Below are 22,846 nucleotides of genomic sequence, written 5' to 3' on the forward strand. Positions count from 1 at the left end.
GAGAAAATTTATAATCGTATATAACCTTAATTGGAGGAAAAGAATGAAAACTATAGTTATCTCGCTGGGCGGTTCGATAGTTGCATCAGATGGATTGAACACAGAATTCATGGGCAGGTTTGCAAAATCCCTGGAAATGATGGATAAGAGGATAAAGTTTGGTATCGTCGTCGGTGGGGGAAGCGTTGCAAGATCTTATATTTCCGCGTTAAGGAAATACGGTGTGAACGACAATATACTCGATGAGATTGGAATAAATGCAACAAGGATGAACGCTCTTGCTCTTGCTTCATTCTTTGAGGATGCAAATTCGCGAATACCAACGACCGTGAACGACGCAGTCGAGATGTCCATGATCTACCGGTTTACTATCATGGGTGGAACAGAACCGGGCCATACTACGGATACAGTATCAGCATTGCTAGCGGAGAGGATCAATTCAGATATCTTAATAAACGCAACTTCTGTGGACGGGGTTTATACTTCCGATCCAAGAAAGGAAAAGAAGGCCCGGAAGATTGATGCCCTTGGATATGATGAATCTCTTGTGCTTTCCATGAAAGGCCTTTCCGGGGCAGGATCGAATGTCTTTATGGACCCGACAGCCCTTAATATCGCGAAAAGGTCAAAAATAAAGATATTTGTGATAAACGGGCTCGATATAGGAGAATATAGAAACGTGATTGAGAAAGGTGAAACGACCGGCTCTGTCATTCGCTGATAAAAATAAAACGTCAGTTTGGGGGTATTCTGAGATCCCAGTCTATTATTTTCGTCTTGAGCTCGCTCCCATTAACGTCTGCAAAGGAACTCAGAATAGTGTTCCGAATATCCTGCATTTGCGCTAATATCTGCTCCATGCTCATGATTCCAAGATTCTCTGTCTCAAGAATTTTATAATAAGTTTGGTCACTTTCCTGGATCACCGGACAAATAAGAATCTGGTCGTTAAGGCCAAGCGGAAGCTGTGAGATAAGATTGGCTGTAGAAACAACGTGATCCCTGCTTAACTTTAATCCACCGGTGCCTGCCATTATAACAATAGAGACCGGTATCTCGTGATCCTTGATGTTGGATATGTCATTCATGGCTTCTGTTATGTTTATGTTTCTGTTAAGCACCCTAATTACTTTGTAGCTCCCAGACTCAACGTAGATATACATTCTGGAAAGGCCGTGTTCTTTCAGGTCACGGTAACTTATCATGTTCCTCTTCTTCGGAGTTGAATATATATCGAATGAACTTGCAACTGGCAGTTCCAGCTCAGCCCGGATAAGATCCATGATACTTATAAGATCTTTTTGATCGATATCTATTGCCCTTGCATCCCCGAGATACACCGACTCTCGGGAGGGAAAAGAATCTCCAAAGTACGATTTTACAAGTCGGAGTTCCTTAGAAAAGTCGTCTACTGAACGAATGTTATGCGTTATACCTTTATACTCTCCAAAAACATTGCCGTAGTTCCATTCTGAACCGCTGGAGACCGAGAGATATATCGGTCTGGAAAGCATTGGCGGGAAAATTGGGTTCTCCCCGTATAGCTTAGTGTACTTTTTTGCGTCTTCATCAAGAAAGTTAAAAAATTTATCTAAAGAGTCCAGGCCCAAAGACTTCGGGCGAACGTTGTTATTGGATTCAAGCGCTTCGTAAAACGTTGAGTTTATTTTGGAAATTTCGTCTGCGCCGAGAATTTTATAAACAAGGTTTCTGGCAGCGTTAAGTTCGTACCAAACATTGTTAAAAGAACGGAGAAATAAAGAATTTCCAGTATCTAAAGAGAGCGGCCTACAGAGGAAGTCAGCTTCGATATTCCCCAGCTTATCAGAATCTATTTTTATAATTCCCTTCTCTCCAGCTATCCCCATGATCCTTAATTGTTATGAATCCTTAAAATCTTACGCTACAGATCGTGAGATATATTCTCGTCTAAATTAATCCTGCCAAAATGGTTTGAGGGTGGATCCTGCCTCTCGAAAATGCCATATCAGAAATTATAAAAAAAATTTAGATAATGTGTACCTTCAATCCCTTATCTCTTTTTCAGCCAGGAAGGCTGTGAGTAAAATAAGTGCAACTGCAAGAACGGCAAGGCCCCCTAGCCACTGCCCAACCTGAGTCCATTGGGATGCAGTCATGGTTGTTCCGTTTATTATGACCATCCTCATAGCTTCTGCGGACCAGGAAACTGGGTTATACTTTGCTACATTGGAAAGCCAGCTTGCCATCATTCCAGGTGCAAACATGGCATAGCTCACGAACAATAAAGGAAGGTTCACCAGATTGACTATGCCGAATATTGAGTTCATATTAGTCATCCTAATTGCGATTGCACTGAATATCGAAGAGAATATGAACGATACAAGAACAATGGCAGTAACTATTACGAGACCATCAAGAACTGTGAAGCCATGGATAAATTTCAAACCGTTTGGAATCAACAGCGCTGCGACGATCAGTATGAGCGCCTGTGGTAGTATTCGCAATGTTGCTGACAGAATCTTTGATAGTACTATTGAACTTCTCCGTATAGGCGACGATAAGAAGCGTCCCATGGGTCCAAGACGGCGATCAAATATTATGTTTGTTCCTGCAAACATGGCAGTGAAAAGTCCAGTTATTGTAAGGACTCCTCCAACGATATATGTTATATAATCCGGGGCACCGCCAAGAATCGAATCCCTGGCACCGGGAAAGAACTTCGTGATGTCAAATGCGCTACCAAACAGTGCTATCCAGAAGAACGGCTGAAGTAGCCCAGTTATAAAGAACACGGGATTTCTGTACCACTTCTTGAGTTCCCTAACCGTTAGTGGGCCAAGACCGCTCATTTTCTCACTCTCCTTAGATTCATCATCATCTTTCTCGCATCTCCTGGTTCTTCCTGTCTAATGTCCTTTCCCGTATATTCCAGGAATACCTCGTCCAAAGATGGCTTTTGAACTGTCAGCTTAACCGTGGATAGCTTTTTCTTACCAATGAAATTTATAATTTCCGGTAAGGACTTGTCCGAGTTGGCAACCTTTATCCTGACAGAGTTTGGACCGGCTTCCTTTATCTCTATTGCACCTTCCATTGTTTTCATCGTGTCTGCCTCCTTTTGATTCTTAAGTGTTATTGTTACAATGTCTCCCTTGAGGGAGGATTTAAGTTCACTCGGCGAGCCTGTTACTAAAACTTTACCGTGATCTATGATCGATACGCGATCAGAAAGTGCATCTATCTCCTCAAGATAATGAGAAGTAAGAATTATGGTAACATCAAGCTTTTTCTGAATCTCACGTACATAATTCCACATCTGCGTTCTTGTCTGAACATCTAGACCAAGAGTAGGTTCGTCAAGAAAGAGAATCTTTGGATCATTTACAAGACCCACAATGAGTTCCAGCCTCTTCCTCATACCGCCGGAGTAACCACGCACATACCTATCAGCAGCTTCTTCCATATCCACCAGGGTGAGAAGATGTTTAATTCGCTCATCTGCAGTTGCCCTGGGAACATCATAAAACTGAGAGACCATTATGAGATTCTCCCTCCCTGTGAGATCCTCGTCCGTTGTAAGATCCTGGGGAACCACACCAATAGCCTTCCTCACTTCCAACGACTGTTTGTTAATATCGTATCCTGCTACTGTTGCTGTTCCTGAAGTGGGTGATATCCTTGTAGTAAGCATGTTTATAGTGGTCGTCTTACCGGCACCATTTGGACCCAGAAGACCATATATTTCACCCTCTTCTATTCCGATATTGAGATCAGATACTGCTTTTATTTTCCCGAGATAAACCTTTGACAGATGCTCCGTTTTTATTATTGTTGCCATTCAATCATCCTCTATAGTCTTTTGAGTCGCTCCTCGACTCCCCTCAATCTTTTTCGATGCTCCTCAGAAAGCTTGTCTTTCTCGTCCTCGAGGTAATCGACATAACCTTCAAGATTTGCTAAAATATTGTCCAGCGAGAGATCAGAATCCTCCCTTGTGGAACCTGTTTTGAATCTAAGACCTATCTCTTCCAACCCAGATTCCGTGATCTCATATTTTGAATCGGGTTTACGAATAACAAATTTATCCGTTTCCAGTTGATGAAGCAACGGATATATTGTTCCCGGGCTCGGCTTCCACCAACCCATTGATTGCTGGGCCATAGCTTCAATAATTTCCGACCCGCGTAATGAACGTTCCGAAAGGAGCCACAGAACCCATTTTCTTAACCCGCCCTGGCGCCTAGAAGAATAAATAGAACTCCACGCGTGGGGACCGAAGAAATCTCCACCCCACTTTTCGCCTCGATCTGATTCTTTTGTCATTCGATATCAAATCGATATCGATTTCGAGTATTAATACATACCCCTTGAAACTAAAAAGTTAAAAAGAAAAATAAAAAAACTCAGAAAACACCGAATCTGGCGATGACATCTGAAAGGTTATCCATATAATCCCTAAATATTCTCAGTATGTCTCTTGAAGTAATAACGCCTATTAGTTTTCCATTTTCCACAACTGGTAGTCTTCTGATGCCTTCCTTGTTCATGAGTTCTGTGACCTGATCCGTAGGGGTGTTTGGTGAAACTGACTTAAGAGGAGCATTCATCAAATCGCTCAGTTTCACGTTCTGTGGTTCAAGATCTTTAGCCACAATCTTGTTGACGTAATCCCACTCTGTAACAATGCCGTACGGCTTTCCATCCTTTTCTACTATTATAAAACCAGTGTGATCATTGCTCATTATTTTAGCTGCTTCTCTCGCGTTAAGATTACCGTCAAACATGTTCGTGTATTTTTTCATAATATCCTTTGCATAAAGAACCATAATATAGTATAGCAAGGAAATACTTAATTGTCGCTATACATAATTTTTACTCCATATAATAAGATGGAGGAAAACGCTTATTTTACAGTGTCTGCGATACACGCCTTAGTTAGCGCTTAAAGTCCTATTACAATCGAACATGCATCTTGACAAAACCTCTTAGTGACTAAACTAGATCACACAATTTCACCATTTCGTAGCAAATCTCGCTAAGTAATAGTTAAAATTTTGTCTTCTGTGAATGTATAGAAAATTAAAATAACAGGATTGCCATCATTTGTGGAAGTGAACAGATGACTGAACAACTGAGTACAGGAACAACAACACTCGGAATGGTTACCAAAGAGGGTGTTGTAATGGCAACTGAAAGAAGAGTTACAATGGATCATTTTATTATGCATAAGGATGGAAAGAAACTACACCAGATTGACACAGCAGCTGCAATGACGATCGCAGGACTAGTTGGCGATGCGCAGGTGCTGGTTAGATATATGTCTGCGGAGCTTGAACTATACCGATTACAGAGAAAAGTCAACATGCCAATTTCGGCTGCTGCAACCCTCCTGTCTAATATACTTAATCAGACAAAGTTCTATCCATACATGGTCCAGATTCTAATCGGTGGATATGACACAGAACCACACATTTTCTCGGTTGATGCAGCAGGTGGATCTGTCGAGGATGTGTATGCCAGCACCGGATCTGGATCGCCTTTCGTATACGGTGTTCTGGAAAACGGATACAGGGAAGGCATAAGTACCGAAGAGGCAATAGAACTTGCAATTAGGGGAGTTTCAGCCGCTAAGCAGAGAGATTCAGCCTCTGGTGGGATGATCGATATAGCGGTCATAGATAAAGACCATGGATTTCACCAGCTTTCAAAAGATGAAGTGCTGGAAAGAATCAAAAAATACAAATTACCCCAATAAATTCCCTATTAAGTTTATTTTTTAAACTCGGAGCTATTTCTCATGTCTTTTAGAGATTACTTAGAAGAAACTAGGACTGTATTCGACAAACTATATCCTGAGAATCAGATTACTGAGATAGATTACGAAGGACCAACGATCGTAGTTTACACCAAAAACAGTGATCTGTTCGCCAAAAGGGAAGATCTGGCAAGGCAGATTGCACAGGAAATGAAAAGAAGAATCACGATACGTCCTGATCCTTCGATCATGATGCCCGATGATGAGGCTGAAGCCATCATAAGAGAGATTATACCTGAATCTGCAGGCCTCAAGGACGTATATTTTGAAGCTGATACTGGCGAAGTAGTGATAGAGGCGGACGAACCAAGCATAATAACGTCGAGAATGTCAGATCACATCGTCACGATAAAGGACAAGACAAAATGGTCTCCCAGGATCGTACGCGCACCGCCTATGTACTCAAGAACTGTAAAAGAGATGAGGGAATTCCTAAGGGATGTAAAGCAGGAGCGGAAAGAATTCCTGCATAATCTTGGGAAGAAATTGAGCATCCCTACGATGCCAGGAGAAACATGGATAAGACTCACTGCACTGGGCGGCCACAGGGAAGTTGGAAGAAGCGCTACTCTGATCTCCACAAATAACTCGAAAATTTTAGTTGATTGCGGTATGCTGAACACGAATGAACCTGATGATCAACCCTGGGCGAGTGCACCCTACCTCTATGCGCCAGAGATTCAGCCATTCTCGTCCATAGATGCGGTGGTTCTCACGCACGCGCATCTTGATCATTCCGGGCTCCTCCCATTGCTGTATAAATATGGATACGACGGTCCGGTATATATGACGCCCCCTACAAGGGACATGATTGCTCTCCTGCAGAATGATTACATCAAGGTGGCGCATGCCGAGGGGCACAAGGGACCTTACGAATCAAAGCACATCAGGGAGGAATTGAAACATTCAATAGTGCTTAGATATAACGAAACGACGGACATAACAAGGGATGTGAGGCTTACGTACTACAATGCAGGCCATATCCTTGGATCTGCATCGGTACATCTGCATATTGGTGATGGCCTTTATAATATAGTCCTTAGCGGGGACGTGAAATTTGAAAAGACATGGCTTTTCAATCCGGCAAATAACGTTTTCCCCAGAGCCGAAGCATTTATGACAGAATCAACTTATGCGGGCAGGGAAGACTATCATCACCCGAGAGGCGAAGCTTCGCAACTACTCGTAGACATAATTAACCGAACCTTCGACCGTGGTGGGTCCGTTCTCGTACCTGTATTTGCTGTGGGCAGAAGCCAGGAGGTAATGCTCGTTCTGGAAGAAGCCGTTAGAAACAAGAAAATAAAGGAAGTACCTGTTTATCTGGACGGCATGATAATGGAGGCCACGGCGATTCATGCTGCCTACCCTGAATACCTCAACAAGAATCTCAGGGAATCCATAATGGTTAAAAGAGAGAACCCCTTTTTGAGTCCCATATTCAAGAGGGTTGAGACAAAACAACAGAGATTGGAAATATGCGATTCGGTGGAAAATAAGGTCGTCCTGGCTACCTCGGGAATGATGAATGGAGGACCGGTAATGGAATACTTCAAAAGCTGGGTAAGCTCCCCCGAACATTCCCTCGTTTTTGTGGGTTACCAGGCTGAGGGGACGACGGGTAGGAGAATACAGAAAGGCGCTACGGACATCTCTCTCTCAGAAGGGGGAAAACAGGCGAGGTATGACATAAGAATGGCTATCGAGACGGCTGAGGGATTCTCGGGTCATTCTGACAAGAGGCAGCTTCTGTCCTACATAGCAACGATGAAGCCCAGACCACAGAGGATTCTTGTCAACCACGGTGATGGCGAGAAAGCGGCCGAATTCGCCAAATTGATAAGATCTAAATTCGGTATTGAAGCCCATGCCCTTAGAAATCTTGAAACAATCCGGTTCTATTAAGAAAAGGACATTGGACAAATTAATTATAGATATATTGAAAAATTAGATCGGAAAACTCCCGTCTGGAGACACCTTCTTCCAGTCCGAGAGGAACCTGCTAAGTCCTTCTGATGTTTTTGGATGCTCGGGTAATTTTTTGAGAACATCGAACGGGAGAGTAACAACATCGGCCCCTATAACAGCAGCCCTCAAAACGTGAACTGGATTCCTTATTGAAGCAACAAGAATCTTTGTCGATATTTCATAATTGTCAAAGATCATCCTGATCTGGTCGATTATCGCCATCCCGTCCTCCCCAATGTCATCAAGTCTTCCGACAAAGGGTGAAACGTATTCAGCCCCACACTTTGCAGCAAGAAGAGCCTGAATTGGATTGAATATAAGTGTACAGTTTACAGGTATATTCTTCGATTTTAGGACTTTTATGGCCTTCAGCCCGTCCAGAGTCATGGGTATCTTCACAACTGCATTTGCACCCAACTTAGCGACTCTCTCAGCCTGCTGGATCATCTCGCTGTATTCTGTCGCAACAACCTCTACACTGACAGGACCGGGCGTCACTTTCAGGATTTCCTGGATTATCTCTGCAAAGGATCTGCCTTTCTGCGTTTCCTTCATTGCAAGAGACGGGTTTGTCGTAACTCCGTCAACAATACCCATTGCAACGCCTTCCCTTATCTCTTCAACGTTTGACGTATCAAGAAATATTTTCATAATAAGTCTCCTTCCTAAAGCATTCTTCCGAAACTTTTACTATATCGTTCACGCCCATATGAAAGTAATCGAAGAGCTCCCAAGATTTACCGGATTTTCCAAACGTGTCCATCATACCCACACGCTTCAAATGAACAGGATGACTCTCGGAAATTACTTCCGCGACTCTACTGCCAAGACCATTATATATGGAGTGTTCCTCGACCGTTACTACTCTCCCCGTGTCGTTTGCGGCTTTAATTATTGCCTTCTTGTCAATGGGTTTAATCGATGACATGTTGATCACGCGAACGCCTATGCCTTTCTGTTTCAGTATTTCAGCCGCCTTCAGAGCAAAGGAGACCATGACACCCATGCCTATTATCGTAATATCGCTGCCATCACGCAAAATGGACGCCACCCCTGGGTGAAAACTATAATTATCGTCGTATAAAAGTGGGAATTTTTCCCTTGAGAGTCTAACATAATTCGGTCCAGTTCCAGATTCCACTAGATAATCTATAACGCTCTTTGTCTCATAAGAATCTGCTGGTACGATAACTTTCATGTTGGGAAGGCCTGACATTATACCAACATCCTCAACAATCTGGTGTGTAGCACCGTCTTCGCCCACGGTTATGCCTGCATGAGTTACAACAAAATTTACGTCCAAATTATTGTAGCACACCGATTGCCTCATTTGTTCATATGTTCTCATCAGGAATACAGCGAAAGTGGAAGCAAACACCTTCTTACCGCTGAGAGCGAGACCAGCAGCAGCGGTGACCATGGACTGTTCAGAGATGCCCATATTGAAGAAGCGATCCGGAAATTTCTTCCCGAAAATGGAAGTCTTCGTAGAAGATGAAAGATCTGCGTCAAGAACGACGAGGTTATTGTGCCTCTCACCCAAAACTGCTAGTTCTTCTCCGTATGTTTCGCGCAAGCTCTCGGAGATCATTTGAATTATTCACCACCAGAAAGTTCGGATAGGGCAAGCCTGTATTCTTCCTCTGAAGCGGGCGGCGAACCATGATACTTCGGATTATTTTCCATGTAGCTTACGCCTTTACCTTTAACTGTATTCGCCACTATAAAAGTAGGTTTTTCCAGCGATTCCTTTGCCTCTTCTATCGCTGAAATAATCTGGTTATAATCATGGCCGTCTATCTCAAGGACATTCCACCCGAAACTCGCGATCATGTCGGGTATATTATTGAGAGGCATTATGTCCCGAGTGAAGCCATCAAGCTGTATCCTGTTCCGGTCGAGTATCGCTACGAGGTTATTCAGGTGATACTTATTAGCAGCCATTATCGACTCCCATATATTTCCTTCCTCAATTTCGCCATCCCCGACCAGTACGAAAACCCTGTATGAACGCTGATCAAGTTTACCGGCAAGTGCCATTCCGACGCCTACGCCAAGACCCTGCCCAAGTGATCCCGTGGATACTTCAACGCCCGGAACACCCCTGTGGACATGTCCTTCAAGTTTAGAATTCAATTTTCTGAAACCGGAGAGGAAAGATTCTGGAAAAAATCCCCTTACGGAAAGTGTTGCATAGAGACCTGGAGATGCATGACCCTTACTCATGATAAACCGATCCCTGTCCGGATCATCGGAATGAAGGGGATCGATGTTCATCTCTTTAAAATAAAGGACAGTCAGTATATCTGCCGCGCTCAGAGATCCACCAGGATGGCCGCTTTTCGCAGAATAGACCATTTCAATAACCTTTCGCCTGATCACGTTAGAAACGCGTTTGAGGTCGATAATATCATAGGCTTCCATTATTTTTACACCGCACCACTATAGATTTTCAAATCTATACGCCAAGTAGGCTTATTGCAGTAAGAATAAAAATGTTTTTTATTGTGATTGTCGACAAAGATCAGGAGATCATGTCCATGCCATGATCGCTTTCAACTTCTCCAGCCATCTCGGGATAAACACTTGTAGTTAAGCCCGTGGCGACGACGAGAACCTGAACCGTTCCACTCTCCACTCTGTTATCCACGGTTGTTCCCCATATGATCCTTGTATTTTTGCCAACTCTCTTACGTATCATATCGGAAGCATTGCTTGTTTCCTCAAGCTGGAGGTCCTTTCCACCAATAACGTTAACGATGACACCTGAAGCTTTAGACATGTCAAGCTGAAGGAATGGAGATGCTAACGCTTTCTGGACCGCGTCGCTCACCCTTGTCCCAGGTTCTCCCATGCCCTGCCCCATGCCTATCATAGCAAGGCCAGTGTCTTTCATTACTGTTCTGAGATCGTTAAAGTCAAGGTTAATCAGACCGGGTTTAGTAATTAAGTCTGATATACCTGTTATTGCCCTAACCATAACCTCGTCGGCGAATCTAAAAGCCTTTTCCATTGGCATATCGGGGACAAGTTCAACAAGCTTGTCATTTGGTATGAGTATAACGCAATCTGATGCTCTAATAAGTTTTCTCAGGCCCCACATCGCGTTCTTTAGCCTCACAGAACCCTCTGAAGTAAAGGGCATGGAAACTACTGAGATTGTCAAAGATCCACCTTCTTTGGCTCGGGAGGCGATATAATATGCTGATCCAGTTCCAGTTCCACCGCCAAGGCCTGCAGCCACAAATGCAATGTCGACGCCAGATGTGTATTTTACGATCTCCTGATCGGATTCCTTTGCGGCTTGTTCACCGACCTTTGGATCGGCGCCTGAACCAAGACCCCTGGTGAGATTCTTTCCGAGCAGTACTTTATGATTCGCCTTTATTTTGAGCAAATGCGCAGCGTCAGTATTGCAAGCAATGAGAGTTACACCAACTACACCCTCTTTCATGAGTCGGTTGATCGTATTCGATCCGGCGCCACCCGCTCCGAATACTCTTATCTTTACCTTTAATTTATCTAAATATTCCTGTAATTCTTCTTCGGAAGTACCTATCTTTTCCTCTTCTTCTTCAAAATCAGACATGCTTGGTGTTACCATAATTACTTACAGATAACACGTACTTGGTTTTAAAATTTATCATACCAGGAAAAAAATTGGAAGATATCGGACTATCTTGTGAGCCAGTCTGTCCTCTTCCAAAATGTTAGAAGTCCATAAATGGTCGAACAGAACATTATTAGCAGGGCTATCGATCCATAAGCAATGGTTCTTAGCCTCTGTCCAGGCGTAATCTGCGATGCAACCCTTGTGAGAAATAGTGCGCTCCCGGCATATCCGATAACCCCTATGCCTATTCTTCCTGACATATGGTGCGCGAATCTCTCGAGAGCCGTGAAATCTAAGAAATTACCGGGTTTCAATGGATCGAAAAAGTACGGGTGGAAATTTATGAATATTCCTACTCTGATGAGAGCCATTACCAATGTAAAGACAGGCAAAATATAAACATAAGATAATTCAAAACTGTAAAATTTTCCTGCCTTTGTCATAGTGCCGTCCCTGATCTCCCTGCCTAATCGAACCCAACCGGATCTCCCCCACCTGACGCTCTGCCTCCAGAATTTTTTCAGAGACCCCTGAGGATACGTCTCAACCTTTGTATCAAAGTCCTTAACAGCGAGCAATCCTTTTCTGATTATATAATTAGTCATCAACCAATCCTCGCCAAGCTGGCTAGGTCTGCCGAGAACCCTGGAATGAACGAACTCGTCAGAAAGTACGAATGGTTTTATGACTTTCGTGTCATACATAGCGCAGGGCCCATCAAGATTCATGACGCTCCCGTGGTGAGCCATCGCTTTATAAACCACTTCTTTAGAACGCTCTATGAACTCAGACATATATCCTATTCTGCTATCCGTTCTCCTGACCGTTATGTTTGCACCGACGCCACCAACACCATCAGTAAATCTGCTCAAAAGGCTTTTTGCTGCGTTGTCTGGAAGAACCGTGTCGCTATCTACAAACATGACATATTCAGTTTCGACATAAGACATACCTGTTGCGATTGTGCCTTTTTGCCCCAAATGCTTTTCCTGATAAATGAAGGTTCCACCAAGTGATTCTACTATAGAGCGATAAGGATCATCATTGGAATCGCCAACAACGACAAATTTACATCCCTGTTTGGCAACGGAATTTATGGATTCGGTGAATATGGGAATGCTCTCATTGTAAACCGGCATAAGGATAGTAACTTTGTTCAAGTCGATATCCGACAAAGTAGATTTGGCTTTATATTTCGCAGAATCGAATGTGTTCATGAAGTAATAAAGTAAGGATACACCTGTAAAAACTGCGATCAGTATCGCAGAAATTCCAATTAATAATATTAGAGCACTAAAATTCGTAACAACGAATTCTACACAGATATATATGTCTATTGGTACAATCTTGCGGAGAATACGTTAAATACTCACTCCCTGAGCCGCAACACACTATTTACTGGAAACCGTATTTTCACAGTTTTTCTATTATCGGCAATATCCATGATTCAATCTACTACCGTCCGAATCGTACCGTTGCCCAAATATGAGGTAAGTACGAACTTAGAAATCATTCGTATTTTGCCATTGATAAGCCACAAAATACTGGTCTTCACGTTCATTTTATTAAACAAAACGTGAGGGAAAAGATTTTTCAAAAGATATCGGATATGCCTTCATGCCAGTATCACCGATTGAGTTCCGTTATGGTCGTGATGAAGTCAAGAATATCTTCTCCGAAGAATCGAGATTTGAGTATTTTCTGAAGGTCGAAAGAGCCATTGCACAGGCAGAATCCGAATTCAAAGTCATTCCAAAGGATGCTTATGAATCTATTAAGGCAGTTGTCGATTCAGGAAATGTTACGCTGAACAGAATGAAGGAAATCGAAAGGGAGACAAGACATGATATTGCCGCTCTCGTAAAGGCAATTTCTGAGCAATGCCCTGAAAATGGAGACTATGTTCACTTTGGGGCTACATCTAACGATATTGACGATAGTGCAACAGCGTTGCAAATAAAAGACTTCCTTTCTTATCTCGAGGATGATCTCTTGAGATTTCAGGAAGTGCTCGCCACTCTAGTTCTGAAATACAAAAATACACCCATGCTAGGAAGAACGCACGGTCAGCATGCCAGTCCGATAACGTTTGGCCTAAAATTATCGGTTTACCTGACAGAGATGAATCGCAACGTAGAAAGACTTTTGGAGTCCCGCAAAAGGATAATTGCTGGAAAATTATCTGGTCCGGTTGGGACTGGGGCTTCCCTGGGACCTGATTTTTTAAGGATCCAAGAAAGGGCAATGGAAATCCTGGGAATTTCCGTAGACGTACCTGCAAATCAGGTCGTTGATCGTGACAGATACATAGAATTCCTGTCTTTGATTAACCTTATTGCTACGCTCTTAGAAAAAATTGGAACAGAAATAAGGAATCTACAACGTCCAGAAATCGGTGAGGTTTCGGAATACTTTGATGCAACGAGGCAGATCGGATCAAGTTCAATGCCCAGCAAGGTGAATCCCGTAAATTCAGAGAATGTTGTAAGCCTTGCGCGATTCATAAGAAGCCTCATCGTCTCCGAGTACGAGGCTGCCGTTACCTGGCACGAAAGAGACCTCACAAACAGTGCATCGGAGCGTTTTGTTATTCCCTACGCATGTATTCTCACCGATCATATCCTGACAAAGATGACATCTGTGCTTGAAACCCTGAAAGTTGACGATAAGAGAATGCTCGACAACCTTCTTGCAGATGACTTTACTCTTTCGGAAGAGTATGTTACCGAACTCACCACTCTAGGCGTTCCGAGGCAGACTGCACACGAACTTGTAAGATCAAGTGCTATGTATGCGGCCGACCGTGGAATTTCCTTAACACAAGCTATTTTAAAGAATCGAGATGTACCCGAAAATGTGATCAAACGTTTACCCAAAATTGATGATCCAACAAAATTCGTTGGACATTCGCGTGAATTGTGCGATCTTGCGCTCAGGGACTGGATAAGGACAAAATCTGCTCTGGTGGAGGGGAAGAAAGTTGGAAAGATTCAAAGATGAGAAGCATCTGCTAAATGATATACTATCGATACTTTTCAAGGAGGAAAATAGTATCTCTGGTTTACACAAGAAGCTTGCAGAACACGGTAACGCAGTACACAGACTCATTTTGACTGGATATCTTGATGCGCTCGTTGATCAAGGTATCCTTAAGAGAAGAGAAGTTAAGCCTTCCAGGATTTACTCCCTCAACACTCAGTCTGGCAGGGATGTATATGATATTGTCGGAACCATAGCAAGAAAAATATCGTCTGATAACAGTGGGGATGATGCCTTATTGCTTCTCTGTTATATTTTTAACAGGCCGATATTCTCTCGGGAACTTGAAAGATGTAACGTTGACCTTCCTGTTTCTTACAAAAAAGTTAATTCACAGAATAGAGCGGAATATTTGAGTATTCTTGAAAAGCAAGGTATAAAAATTGCTCCTTCAAATATGTTGATGGAACCGATTAAGGTTGATCAAGAGAGACTTTTAAGATTGCTAAGGGAACTCACGAACATAACTCTTGACGCAAAGAAGTATACTCCAATGGATAATGAAGTTAATCAAAAAACACTCTAGTCAGAAGACGGTTAACCTATCTCGTCGAGTAAAAGATAACCGTGAGAACCTTCCCACAAAATGTGCGATTTCATAATACTAAGGCGCTTCCCGTAACCTGGATAGGTTACGAATGTCTCGTATTCTCCTCCCTCACCACTTATGTTAATCCCAAACTTTTCTTCTTTTTTCTCTAATTCAGCCAGATAATCTTCGTCGATTACATGCCCAAGGTCCTCTTTTGTGAACCCGTCCGCGGAAACAGATACAATTACTGGCAATATGCCTCGTCTGATGATCTCCATTAAAACAGCTTTCTGATCCTTTCGCCAAAGTGGCGTAAAGGAGCGCATATTTAAAATGGTACACAATTTCTCAATTCTTGTCTTCTGATAGTCAGACGCTATTGCCCCAGAGATCAGTGTGCTAACACCGGATTCCGACAAATTTTTTAGCTTCAGGACAAGATCGTTCTCATTCATATATTCAGATCGGAGATTAAGCAGACCGGATACATATGAAGCCCTGTCTGCGTTTGGAAAATGATACATGTAGGAGAATTCCTCGGGAATTATGGTTAAAGCTTCAACAATGTCCATCCCCTGTTCTATTGCTAGCACGGTTGAGAGAAACGAATCCTTTCCTCCTGACAACAATGTTACGGCTTTCAAGAAGTTCCTGTTCCTTAGTATCGCGCATATTAAAAACATTTCATCCCAGGAAGATGTATGAAAAGAGCATGATTTGCTCAAAGAGCGACATTCATATTAAATAACGTGGATATATTGTTGATGGATTTAATATGACAGTTGAAGTTGGAGAACGCGCACCAGAATTTGAAGCGCTGGATCAAAATCTGAAACAGAGAAAGCTATCGGAGTTTAAAGGTAATAAATTGGTTCTTGCATTTTTCCCAGGTGCTTTTACAGGCGTATGCACTAAGGAGATGTGCAGATTCAGGGATTCAATGGCAGGATTCAATAATCTTGGGGCAAAAGTTGTTGGTATAAGCGTTGATACGCCGTTTTCTCTTGCTGAATTTGCAAAGGCTAACAAACTAAACTTCGATCTGCTCAGTGACGCGGAAAAGAACGTCTCAAAAAAATATGGTGTCCTCTATGAGAACTTTGTGAACATCCATGGTCTCAGAGCTTCCAAAAGATCGGTTTTTGTACTGGACAAGGAAGGCAATGTCAGATACAAGTGGGTTTCCGAAGATCCCGGTGTAGAACCTGACTACGAGAAAGTCAAAGAAGAAGTATCAAAACTAAAATAAGTGTTACTTAATTAAAGCATATTTCTTTATATTTCTCAGTGATGGGATTGTAATGAATATAGACCTTTCCAAGAAGTTGATAACAGCAGCATTTTCTGTTAAAAAGGGGGCAAAAGGTTTGACCCTCCAGGATTTTATTAGTACACTTTCTTTTAAGAAGAACCTCCTTGATCCAGAGACTGTTACAGAGTTTGTAAAGGCCGCCAGCAATGCTGGAATTCTGGTTGAGCGTGACGATCTTTATATCCCGAATTTCAGTGTATCGGGCATAATTGTTCCACTGGATTTCTCTGTGACCCGGGATGAGCTCTTTTCTTCGCCTGTGGAGCGGCCAGTCGTTGACCGGATCCTCGATTCCATGGTCGTTAACGGAAAATTCAGCAAAAAAGAGATCATTGAAAAGGCAAGAGAAATTATGTCAGGATCTAAGTTCATGACCTTTGAGATAGCGCTTCTTGCCTTAATGTCAGATCAGGGATATGATACAAAACAATTCTGCGATGAACTCCTTGCTGGTCTCGGTTCCTCACATTCAGTCTGACTTTGATCTTTGGGCTATTTTTATTGCAAGATCAACATTTTCCATGGACATTGCAATGTCCGCAAGAACATCGTAAAGAAAAATTATTGATTCCCTGAAATTCTTCCTGTCTCTCTTGTTCTTGATTTTTTTGGCGATATCGTCCGCTTGATCCATTGCGGAATTCCCTAGTCTTAGTGCTTCGTCTGCATCTTTATCCTCGCTGATTATGCTTATCTTATTGGTAAGGGCCTCAAAATAATCATCCCAGTCCTCGTTCTCCTTTGACAGTGCAATTACTTCATCAAATATCTTGAGAGCCTCATTCTTGCTTTTCTTTGAATCCATTTTCAAGCTACCCAGTGAATTAAGGCTCATTGCTATGAAAACGGGGTCATTCATTTTTTTCGATAAATCCAGTGCCCTATTGGCAAAGGCTTCGGCTTCTTGATTTTTCCCCGCACTTGAAACAGCTGAAGCCAGGCTGAGCAGGTCTAAAACCACAAGATCCTGATCATCGATTTTTTCGTGAATGTGAAGAGAAATCTCACCGAATTTCTTTGCCTCCTCATACCCTTCCTTTCCGAGCAAAGAATATACAGTTGACAGACGTTGACAGAAATCCGCAGTATCTTGGTTCTCCTTGTCCTTCAGCATCTCGTATCCTTTCAGGTATTCCCTTATGCTATCAATGTTCTTTCCTTTTCCAAGTAGCTGATCGCCAGTTTTCATATAGTTTTCAAGTTCCGGATCCATCTAGATTCGCCCATCTGTAATAATTCAGGGACTATTATTAATTCTTCTTTCTCATTTCATCGTAAAGAGATGCTGCCCTTGACATACTTATGTCCTTTTCCCGTATCATTATCTTCGATATTGTTTCGATCAACTCACCAGTAGCACCGACCGAAGCCGCCAATGATCTGGCGTGAAGCCTCATGTGGCCCTCCTGAATTCCTTCGGAGCAAAGCGCTCGAAGTGCAGCGAAATTCTGCGCCAAGCCTATAGAAGCCAAAAGATTAGAGAATTCCCTTGAATCACTGACGTTCAATATTTTCCGAAATATCGCCGCTTTCCTTACGGAATTTGTAGAACCACCGACAGTGCCGACAGCAAGCGGAATCTCTATCTCACCTAGAAGATTATCCGAACTATCCAGTGAATATTTGGAGATCGAAAGATTCCCACTGAAATGATAATAGGTATGGGCGTTGGCTTCTGCTGCCCTCCAATCATTCAAAGTTGCAAGAAGGACCGCATCGATGCCGTTCATAATGCCTTTGTTATGAGTGGCTGCTCTGAATGGATCGACATTGGCCATCTCATATGCCTTCACAATGCGTTTTGAAACTTCGCTTCCGCCAATCAGATCACTTCTGAAAACCGCACTGCTTTTCGTCACCCTGTTTGGTGTCAGGTTACTGAGAATGCGAAGGTTCGTCTCAATATCGAACTGCTCCGTCAAAAAAGACGCAACAGCTTCGCACATACTGTTAATGACGTTTGCCCCCATTGCATCCCTGACATCAACGTAAATCTCCAGCAGAACACTTCTTCCAGGGTCATTCAGAACACGTGTGCGTATGTCTTTTGCACCGGCATTGAGTTTTTTGAGAGTTCGGCTTCTTGAATTTGCAATATCCAAAATCTCTTCGCGTGCTTTTGTAATATGATCTATAACTTTCTCAGGGTCTTTCACATTTATGATCTGGATCTGACCGATCATGACGGGATCTGATGAGTCGGCAGTAAAACCCCCGGATTCATTTGCTATCCTGGAAGAGTTTGAGCATGCTGCAACAACAGAGGCTTCTTCTATGGCCATTGGAACAAAATGTGATTTCCCGTTAACGATAAAATTTGGGACTATTCCTACTGGTATTTCCAACGTGGAAATAACGTTCTCTACAAGTTTTCCTGCGAGGTCCGTGTTGAGGCTCCCAGTCTTATAAAGTTCCTCTATTTCTTCACTGCTAAGATTTGTTTCTTTGGCAACTATTGAGAGCCTCTCGCTTGGAGTGCGTTTATAAAATCCCGAGAATCGATTTAGCATAAGCATGTGATTCCGTAAGGTTTAAAATACTATTCAGATAACAAGTTTAAGACAAAACACACGCAACCGTGATGCTCGATCACTCATTAGTTGAATCATCATGGTCTCAGCAAATTTTTATCTCTCCTTGAGTTAACTCGTTGATGTTAAAGAACAAGAGCCTTGTTTCAATTGAGGATGTAACAACCACGGAACTTGAGGAAATATTCAAAATCGCTGGCGAAATGGAGAATTCTCTGGCTTCAGGCAAACCGCTTAAAACCATGGATGGAAAGATCATGGTTACAATATTTTACGAACCAAGCACGAGAACTAGACTGTCTTTTGAAAGCGCAATGCACAGGCTTGGCGGGAGTGTTCTTTCGATTTCTGAAATTAAATCCTCATCCGTTGCAAAGGGAGAGACACTTGCAGATACAGTCAGGATGGCAGAAGGCTACGCGGACATCATTGTGGTTCGCCATCCGATGGAAGGGGCCGCAAGACTTGCATCCCGCTTTTCAAGCAAACCGGTGATAAACGCAGGAGATGGTTCCGGACAGCACCCGACACAGACAATTCTTGATCTGTATACCATAAGAAAGGAAATAGGGGATCTTAATGGGAAGGAGATAACCATTGTTGGCGACCTGAAATATGGGAGAACTGTACATTCTCTCCTCATAGCCCTTAGTAAATACGATGTTTCCGTAAACCTCGTTTCCCCCCAACTCCTTAGACTCCCAAATTATGTGTATTCAAGAATTGAGAACAGTATGAAGGTGAAGATGACTGAGGATCTTAACAGAGTTATAGAGACGACTGATGTGCTCTATGTTACGAGAATACAGAAAGAAAGGTTTTCTGATCCAAACGAATATAAGAGTGTTATCGGTTCCTACTCGATAAACATGAATACGGTCTCGGCGATGAAGGAAAAATCGATAATTATGCATCCGCTCCCAAGGATCGACGAGATCTCACCTGAAGTTGACCGATCGCCTAAAGCTGTTTACTTCAGGCAGGCCAATAACGGGGTACCGGTTAGAATGGCGCTTATTTCTGAGATACTGGGGTGAAAATACAATGGAAAGAACATTAAAAATTTCAAAGATCAAAGATGGAACTGTGATTGATCATATACCTGCTGGGAAAGCACTGAAGGTTCTCGATATACTTGGTATCGACGAACGAAACATGAACTCCATCAGTATAGGGATTCGTGTTCCAAGCCACAAAATTGCTCTCAAAGACGTTATCAAGATAGAAAACCGCGATCTGGAGAGATTTGAAGTCGACAAGATATCTCTGATAGCTCCAACCGCAACTATAACAATAGTTAAGGATTACGAAATTGAAGAGAAATTTATCGTTGAGATGCCAAAGAGAGTTGTCGGAATTCTCAAATGCGTAAATGGCAACTGTATCACGAACCAAAAGGAACCGGTTGAGAGCGAATTCACGATTGTGACAAAGAGCCCGCTTACGATAAAATGCGTATTTTGCGAAAGAACCATGGATGAAAAAGAAATAACCAATGAACTATAGAAAGAATAATTAAAAAATCAATATGTTAATTTGTAAACGTTTATGCTTGATCGATTAGCAAGTTTCGCAGAGAAAACACCTACATCGCTTGCTATTCGTTCATTTATCTTGCTCAACGTTCTCGTGTTATAAGGATTTCCGGAATCTAGTCCAAGTTTCTCAATCACTTTGTCATTATCGTAGACTACGGTTCCTTTAGATACATTTTTCAAGACTCTTAAGGCCTTGCGTGCCCTCTGTTTCTTATTTCCATCTATTTCGAAAGGTACAACTGCAACGTCCAGATGTGGGAGGCCAACCTCGTTAAGGAGCGATGCAAAAGATATGTGCATTGCCTGGGAAAATGTTCCACCGAGGGCGCTCATCAATATGTAGGAATTGCTCTTTGGAAACGTATTGAATATTTCTTTTGACATTAGGTACCAGTTCTTTCGTAGGTCTATAAATTGCATACTTATTGATCTGGAATCGATGAAGCCTTCCGAATTGTCTACATGTTCCCTTGTTCTCCTGTATTCGAATTCCTCCTTGGACATGAGGGAAACCCTGACTTCTTCTGGTCCTTCTAGCGATATTTCAGAGAATCTTTCTGAGAATTTTTCCACGGAATCCTTCTCCTTCTTCGACTGAACTGAAATATAACTCGTCTTACGAGTCTGAAGTGGCTTTACACTCGCTAAAATCCTGTATCCTGTTGAACCGAATGCTATGACGATGTTGTCCAAACGTTCGTTATAATATTTTTTGACTTTTTGTCCAACAATTCCTTTCATGTACTGTTCTTCTACCGCTTCCATTTTTTTAACTCCTTCTCTATATTAGTATCTCCCTTTGGCCGAGTCATATTCACGTTTATCCGTGGTCGTCTCAAATTTCCTAAGATCGTTCATTATAGAGTTGTAACTCTTGATTCTCTGCTCTATAACCCGACGAAGCACGCCCGAATCTATCGCAGTTTTCAGCAATTCCTCTATTACCTCATCTCTTGTCTTAAAGAATCCTCTCTCGATGACTGACGATATTATATTGTCGAGATTCCTGCTTAGTTTTACACCGCTATTCTGCTCTTCAACTACCCCTACTCTTGTCCTAGCAATGTAATCCATGGCAGAGTGCCTGATGAATTCCGACCTGCTTGCAAATCTAGGATTAACTTCCAGGAATTCGTCTATCTCTGAAAGATCATCCTCCGATATCCGTAGTGTGAGTTTTGTATCTTTTGATTCTGTTACCACAGTGCGTCTAAAGATAATGCGTTGAGATATATTTAAATCTTTCCTATTGTATGTACGTTCCTTTTTAATTGTACTGACAAATTAAAAAGCTGTGCTATTCATACAACCCCATATTTAATGAGGTTTATAGAATGTAATAAAGTTAAATGTATTTAAGGAATGGGAAACTGTGTCTTACATATGTATGTAAGTATTTTACATATTAAATTTAAATATGTATCAACCTTATTAGAAAGTTTGTAATGCAGTCTTTATGGGCATAGACAGTTATGAAGCGCTTTTGAAGAGAAGCGAGAACGTGTTATCCAAATCCAACTTGAGCCAGCAAAGATTACAGGTTCCAGAACCAGATGTGATCCAAGAGGGAAAGGTAACAATAGTTAGAAATTTCGCCGATATTGCAGACATGATAAACAGGGACCCAAGGCACATAGCAAAATTCTTGATGACCGAATTTGGAATCGGAGTTACAATAGATGGAAGAAGACTGATCATTAACAGAAAGATATCACCTGATCAGATTTCAAAGAAGATCCAAAAATACATGGATTCCTTCGTGAAGTGCTATGAGTGCGGTTCCCCGGATACAGAAATTCAAAAGGTAGGGAGGACTTATCTGCTTGTGTGCAAAGCCTGTGGTGCACAGCACCCAATTAGAGTTGCCACCGAAATGCAGAAAGAGGAGAATACAGTCGAGGAGGGGAAGACCTACACTGTAGAAATAACGAAGATAGGAAATTCTGGGGAAGGCCGTGCATTTCTAAGAGGTGTAAACATAGTCGTACCTGGAGCGAAACGAAGAGAAACTGTTAAGGTAGTTATAAAAAGGATAAGAAACAATACTGCAATTGCAGAAATTGTGGAGCGCGAACAGCAGTCCTGATCGATTTTACATAAAAGATTCCTGCTGCTAATGTCTAAAATTATACTTGATACAAATTCCCTCATCTATGCTGTCAAAAAACACATTGATTTAAGCAACGCTCTGTTTGGAATTGACGAAATAAATGGTATTATCGTACCTGAATGTGTTGCATCGGAATTGAGAGGCCTTTCGATAAGGAATCCACATGCGAGAGCAGCTTTGGAACTGATTTCCCGCTTTGAAATAATAAACTCTGAAGGAAGGGGTGATGACTGTATTCTGGAAACCGCCCGGAGATTAGGCGCATTCATTTTGACAAATGACAGGGGGCTTCTTACCCGTGCGAAATCACTCGGGATAAGGAATGCTTCCATCCGTTCAAACGGAACCGTAAGGATGAATTGATCGGTATGATTTATTACAGACATGACGTTATCTTACTGCGAGA

Annotated in this window: 26 protein-coding genes; 11 read left to right on the forward strand and 15 right to left on the reverse strand. The window is 42.3% G+C overall.

The features are described 5' to 3' along the window. Positions 1 to 43 precede the first annotated feature (43 nt). Entirely contained in the window at positions 44 to 721 is a 678-nt protein-coding gene (pyrH, locus tag LVQ96_05870) for a UMP kinase (GenBank protein ID MCW6170681.1), read from the forward strand. 13 nt (positions 722 to 734) lie between these two features. Here the strand turns inward: pyrH and LVQ96_05875 are convergent, their stop codons facing one another. From LVQ96_05875 to LVQ96_05895, 5 genes are all read right to left on the reverse strand, one after another. Further along, the gene (locus LVQ96_05875) at positions 735 to 1,868 is read right to left on the reverse strand and encodes a hypothetical protein (protein MCW6170682.1); all 1,134 of its coding nucleotides are present in this window, start codon (positions 1,866 to 1,868) and stop codon (positions 735 to 737) included. Positions 1,869 to 2,024: 156 nt separating this feature from the next. Continuing rightward, positions 2,025 to 2,831, reverse strand: a complete 807-nt coding sequence (locus tag LVQ96_05880) for an ABC transporter permease (GenBank protein MCW6170683.1) — start codon at positions 2,829 to 2,831, stop codon at positions 2,025 to 2,027. Continuing rightward, the gene (locus LVQ96_05885) at positions 2,828 to 3,820 is read right to left on the reverse strand and encodes an ATP-binding cassette domain-containing protein (protein MCW6170684.1); all 993 of its coding nucleotides are present in this window, start codon (positions 3,818 to 3,820) and stop codon (positions 2,828 to 2,830) included. Before LVQ96_05885 ends, LVQ96_05880 begins: the two co-directional genes overlap by 4 nt. An 11-nt stretch (positions 3,821 to 3,831) precedes the next feature. Beyond that, on the reverse strand, positions 3,832 to 4,305 hold the full coding sequence (locus tag LVQ96_05890; GenBank protein ID MCW6170685.1) for a PadR family transcriptional regulator: 474 nt from the start codon (positions 4,303 to 4,305) through the stop codon (positions 3,832 to 3,834). An 80-nt stretch (positions 4,306 to 4,385) separates the two neighbouring features. Continuing rightward, positions 4,386 to 4,823: a CBS domain-containing protein gene (locus tag LVQ96_05895; protein ID MCW6170686.1), complete on the reverse strand. Its 438-nt coding sequence runs from the start codon at positions 4,821 to 4,823 to the stop codon at positions 4,386 to 4,388. Between the two features lie 278 nt (positions 4,824 to 5,101). Between LVQ96_05895 and psmB the strand changes: the two genes are divergently transcribed. Together psmB and LVQ96_05905 are read left to right on the forward strand one after the other, a co-directional pair. Further along, the gene (gene psmB, locus LVQ96_05900) at positions 5,102 to 5,737 is read left to right on the forward strand and encodes an archaeal proteasome endopeptidase complex subunit beta (GenBank protein MCW6170687.1); all 636 of its coding nucleotides are present in this window, start codon (positions 5,102 to 5,104) and stop codon (positions 5,735 to 5,737) included. A 42-nt stretch (positions 5,738 to 5,779) separates the two neighbouring features. After that, positions 5,780 to 7,702: a beta-CASP ribonuclease aCPSF1 gene (locus LVQ96_05905; protein MCW6170688.1), complete on the forward strand. Its 1,923-nt coding sequence runs from the start codon at positions 5,780 to 5,782 to the stop codon at positions 7,700 to 7,702. 42 nt (positions 7,703 to 7,744) lie between these two features. Here LVQ96_05905 and fsa read toward each other — a convergent pair whose 3' ends face one another. The 5 genes from fsa to LVQ96_05930 all read right to left on the reverse strand — a co-directional run bounded on the left by fsa (position 7,745) and on the right by LVQ96_05930 (position 12,595). Then, positions 7,745 to 8,416, reverse strand: a complete 672-nt coding sequence (gene fsa, locus LVQ96_05910; GenBank protein ID MCW6170689.1) for a fructose-6-phosphate aldolase — start codon at positions 8,414 to 8,416, stop codon at positions 7,745 to 7,747. Beyond that, a complete protein-coding gene (locus LVQ96_05915) occupies positions 8,400 to 9,356 on the reverse strand; it encodes a transketolase family protein (protein ID MCW6170690.1) in 957 nt (318 codons plus the stop codon). The genes fsa and LVQ96_05915 overlap by 17 nt, the downstream gene beginning before the upstream one ends. 5 nt (positions 9,357 to 9,361) lie before the next feature. Continuing rightward, positions 9,362 to 10,189 (reverse strand): transketolase, encoded by an 828-nt coding sequence (locus tag LVQ96_05920; GenBank protein MCW6170691.1) that lies wholly within the window; start codon positions 10,187 to 10,189, stop codon positions 9,362 to 9,364. A 100-nt stretch (positions 10,190 to 10,289) separates the two neighbouring features. Continuing rightward, positions 10,290 to 11,369 (reverse strand): cell division protein FtsZ, encoded by a 1,080-nt coding sequence (ftsZ, locus tag LVQ96_05925; GenBank protein ID MCW6170692.1) that lies wholly within the window; start codon positions 11,367 to 11,369, stop codon positions 10,290 to 10,292. A 71-nt stretch (positions 11,370 to 11,440) separates the two neighbouring features. Then, the gene (locus tag LVQ96_05930; GenBank protein ID MCW6170693.1) at positions 11,441 to 12,595 is read right to left on the reverse strand and encodes a glycosyltransferase; all 1,155 of its coding nucleotides are present in this window, start codon (positions 12,593 to 12,595) and stop codon (positions 11,441 to 11,443) included. A gap of 400 nt (positions 12,596 to 12,995) precedes the next feature. Between LVQ96_05930 and purB the strand changes: the two genes are divergently transcribed. Further along, entirely contained in the window at positions 12,996 to 14,378 is a 1,383-nt protein-coding gene (gene purB, locus LVQ96_05935; GenBank protein ID MCW6170694.1) for an adenylosuccinate lyase, read from the forward strand. Then, a complete protein-coding gene (locus tag LVQ96_05940; GenBank protein ID MCW6170695.1) occupies positions 14,359 to 14,943 on the forward strand; it encodes a hypothetical protein in 585 nt (194 codons plus the stop codon). The genes purB and LVQ96_05940 overlap by 20 nt, the downstream gene beginning before the upstream one ends. Positions 14,944 to 14,954: 11 nt before the next feature. On the opposite strand, the gene LVQ96_05945 is transcribed toward LVQ96_05940, so the two are convergent. Then, on the reverse strand, positions 14,955 to 15,593 hold the full coding sequence (locus LVQ96_05945) for a diphthine--ammonia ligase (protein ID MCW6170696.1): 639 nt from the start codon (positions 15,591 to 15,593) through the stop codon (positions 14,955 to 14,957). Between the two features lie 131 nt (positions 15,594 to 15,724). On the opposite strand from LVQ96_05945, the gene LVQ96_05950 reads away from it, so the two are divergent. Then, on the forward strand, positions 15,725 to 16,198 hold the full coding sequence (locus tag LVQ96_05950) for a peroxiredoxin (protein MCW6170697.1): 474 nt from the start codon (positions 15,725 to 15,727) through the stop codon (positions 16,196 to 16,198). Positions 16,199 to 16,250: 52 nt separating this feature from the next. After that, positions 16,251 to 16,739, forward strand: a complete 489-nt coding sequence (locus tag LVQ96_05955; protein ID MCW6170698.1) for a DUF2240 family protein — start codon at positions 16,251 to 16,253, stop codon at positions 16,737 to 16,739. On the opposite strand, the gene LVQ96_05960 is transcribed toward LVQ96_05955, so the two are convergent. Then, positions 16,731 to 17,474, reverse strand: coding sequence for a hypothetical protein (locus tag LVQ96_05960; protein ID MCW6170699.1), 744 nt, complete (start codon positions 17,472 to 17,474; stop codon positions 16,731 to 16,733). The two genes, LVQ96_05955 and LVQ96_05960, sit on opposite strands and share 9 nt — an antisense overlap. A gap of 37 nt (positions 17,475 to 17,511) precedes the next feature. Continuing rightward, on the reverse strand, positions 17,512 to 18,771 hold the full coding sequence (locus tag LVQ96_05965) for a hydroxymethylglutaryl-CoA reductase, degradative (protein MCW6170700.1): 1,260 nt from the start codon (positions 18,769 to 18,771) through the stop codon (positions 17,512 to 17,514). Between the two features lie 143 nt (positions 18,772 to 18,914). On the opposite strand from LVQ96_05965, the gene pyrB reads away from it, so the two are divergent. Together pyrB and pyrI are read left to right on the forward strand one after the other, a co-directional pair. After that, positions 18,915 to 19,829: an aspartate carbamoyltransferase gene (gene pyrB, locus LVQ96_05970; protein ID MCW6170701.1), complete on the forward strand. Its 915-nt coding sequence runs from the start codon at positions 18,915 to 18,917 to the stop codon at positions 19,827 to 19,829. Positions 19,830 to 19,836: 7 nt separating this feature from the next. After that, the gene (pyrI, locus tag LVQ96_05975) at positions 19,837 to 20,298 is read left to right on the forward strand and encodes an aspartate carbamoyltransferase regulatory subunit (protein MCW6170702.1); all 462 of its coding nucleotides are present in this window, start codon (positions 19,837 to 19,839) and stop codon (positions 20,296 to 20,298) included. Between the two features lie 17 nt (positions 20,299 to 20,315). Here the strand turns inward: pyrI and LVQ96_05980 are convergent, their stop codons facing one another. Next, positions 20,316 to 21,095, reverse strand: a complete 780-nt coding sequence (locus LVQ96_05980) for a hypothetical protein (protein MCW6170703.1) — start codon at positions 21,093 to 21,095, stop codon at positions 20,316 to 20,318. A gap of 21 nt (positions 21,096 to 21,116) precedes the next feature. Then, entirely contained in the window at positions 21,117 to 21,533 is a 417-nt protein-coding gene (locus LVQ96_05985; protein ID MCW6170704.1) for a ribbon-helix-helix domain-containing protein, read from the reverse strand. Positions 21,534 to 21,786: 253 nt separating this feature from the next. Between LVQ96_05985 and LVQ96_05990 the strand changes: the two genes are divergently transcribed. Both LVQ96_05990 and LVQ96_05995 read left to right on the forward strand, forming a co-directional pair. Further along, entirely contained in the window at positions 21,787 to 22,416 is a 630-nt protein-coding gene (locus tag LVQ96_05990) for a translation initiation factor IF-2 subunit beta (protein ID MCW6170705.1), read from the forward strand. Positions 22,417 to 22,446: 30 nt separating this feature from the next. Beyond that, positions 22,447 to 22,803 (forward strand): PIN domain-containing protein, encoded by a 357-nt coding sequence (locus LVQ96_05995; protein ID MCW6170706.1) that lies wholly within the window; start codon positions 22,447 to 22,449, stop codon positions 22,801 to 22,803. Positions 22,804 to 22,846 lie beyond the last annotated feature (43 nt).

It is taken from the genome of Thermoplasmatales archaeon (assembly GCA_026127925.1).
GTDB lineage: Archaea > Thermoplasmatota > Thermoplasmata > Thermoplasmatales > Thermoplasmataceae > JAKAYB01.

Coding starts and splice junctions, on each gene's coding strand:
- pyrH (MCW6170681.1), top strand. CDS start 44: ATGAAAACTATAGTTATCTCGCTGGGCGGTTCGATAGTTGCATCAGAT.
- LVQ96_05875 (MCW6170682.1), bottom strand. CDS start 1,868: ATGGGGATAGCTGGAGAGAAGGGAATTATAAAAATAGATTCTGATAAG.
- LVQ96_05880 (MCW6170683.1), bottom strand. CDS start 2,831: ATGAGCGGTCTTGGCCCACTAACGGTTAGGGAACTCAAGAAGTGGTAC.
- LVQ96_05885 (MCW6170684.1), bottom strand. CDS start 3,820: ATGGCAACAATAATAAAAACGGAGCATCTGTCAAAGGTTTATCTCGGG.
- LVQ96_05890 (MCW6170685.1), bottom strand. CDS start 4,305: ATGACAAAAGAATCAGATCGAGGCGAAAAGTGGGGTGGAGATTTCTTC.
- psmB (MCW6170687.1), top strand. CDS start 5,102: ATGACTGAACAACTGAGTACAGGAACAACAACACTCGGAATGGTTACC.
- LVQ96_05905 (MCW6170688.1), top strand. CDS start 5,780: ATGTCTTTTAGAGATTACTTAGAAGAAACTAGGACTGTATTCGACAAA.
- fsa (MCW6170689.1), bottom strand. CDS start 8,416: ATGAAAATATTTCTTGATACGTCAAACGTTGAAGAGATAAGGGAAGGC.
- LVQ96_05915 (MCW6170690.1), bottom strand. CDS start 9,356: ATGATCTCCGAGAGCTTGCGCGAAACATACGGAGAAGAACTAGCAGTT.
- LVQ96_05920 (MCW6170691.1), bottom strand. CDS start 10,189: ATGGAAGCCTATGATATTATCGACCTCAAACGCGTTTCTAACGTGATC.
- ftsZ (MCW6170692.1), bottom strand. CDS start 11,369: ATGGTAACACCAAGCATGTCTGATTTTGAAGAAGAAGAGGAAAAGATA.
- LVQ96_05930 (MCW6170693.1), bottom strand. CDS start 12,595: ATGAACACATTCGATTCTGCGAAATATAAAGCCAAATCTACTTTGTCG.
- purB (MCW6170694.1), top strand. CDS start 12,996: ATGCCAGTATCACCGATTGAGTTCCGTTATGGTCGTGATGAAGTCAAG.
- LVQ96_05950 (MCW6170697.1), top strand. CDS start 15,725: ATGACAGTTGAAGTTGGAGAACGCGCACCAGAATTTGAAGCGCTGGAT.
- LVQ96_05955 (MCW6170698.1), top strand. CDS start 16,251: ATGAATATAGACCTTTCCAAGAAGTTGATAACAGCAGCATTTTCTGTT.
- LVQ96_05960 (MCW6170699.1), bottom strand. CDS start 17,474: ATGGATCCGGAACTTGAAAACTATATGAAAACTGGCGATCAGCTACTT.
- LVQ96_05965 (MCW6170700.1), bottom strand. CDS start 18,771: ATGCTAAATCGATTCTCGGGATTTTATAAACGCACTCCAAGCGAGAGG.
- pyrB (MCW6170701.1), top strand. CDS start 18,915: ATGTTAAAGAACAAGAGCCTTGTTTCAATTGAGGATGTAACAACCACG.
- pyrI (MCW6170702.1), top strand. CDS start 19,837: ATGGAAAGAACATTAAAAATTTCAAAGATCAAAGATGGAACTGTGATT.
- LVQ96_05980 (MCW6170703.1), bottom strand. CDS start 21,095: ATGGAAGCGGTAGAAGAACAGTACATGAAAGGAATTGTTGGACAAAAA.
- LVQ96_05990 (MCW6170705.1), top strand. CDS start 21,787: ATGGGCATAGACAGTTATGAAGCGCTTTTGAAGAGAAGCGAGAACGTG.
- LVQ96_05995 (MCW6170706.1), top strand. CDS start 22,447: ATGTCTAAAATTATACTTGATACAAATTCCCTCATCTATGCTGTCAAA.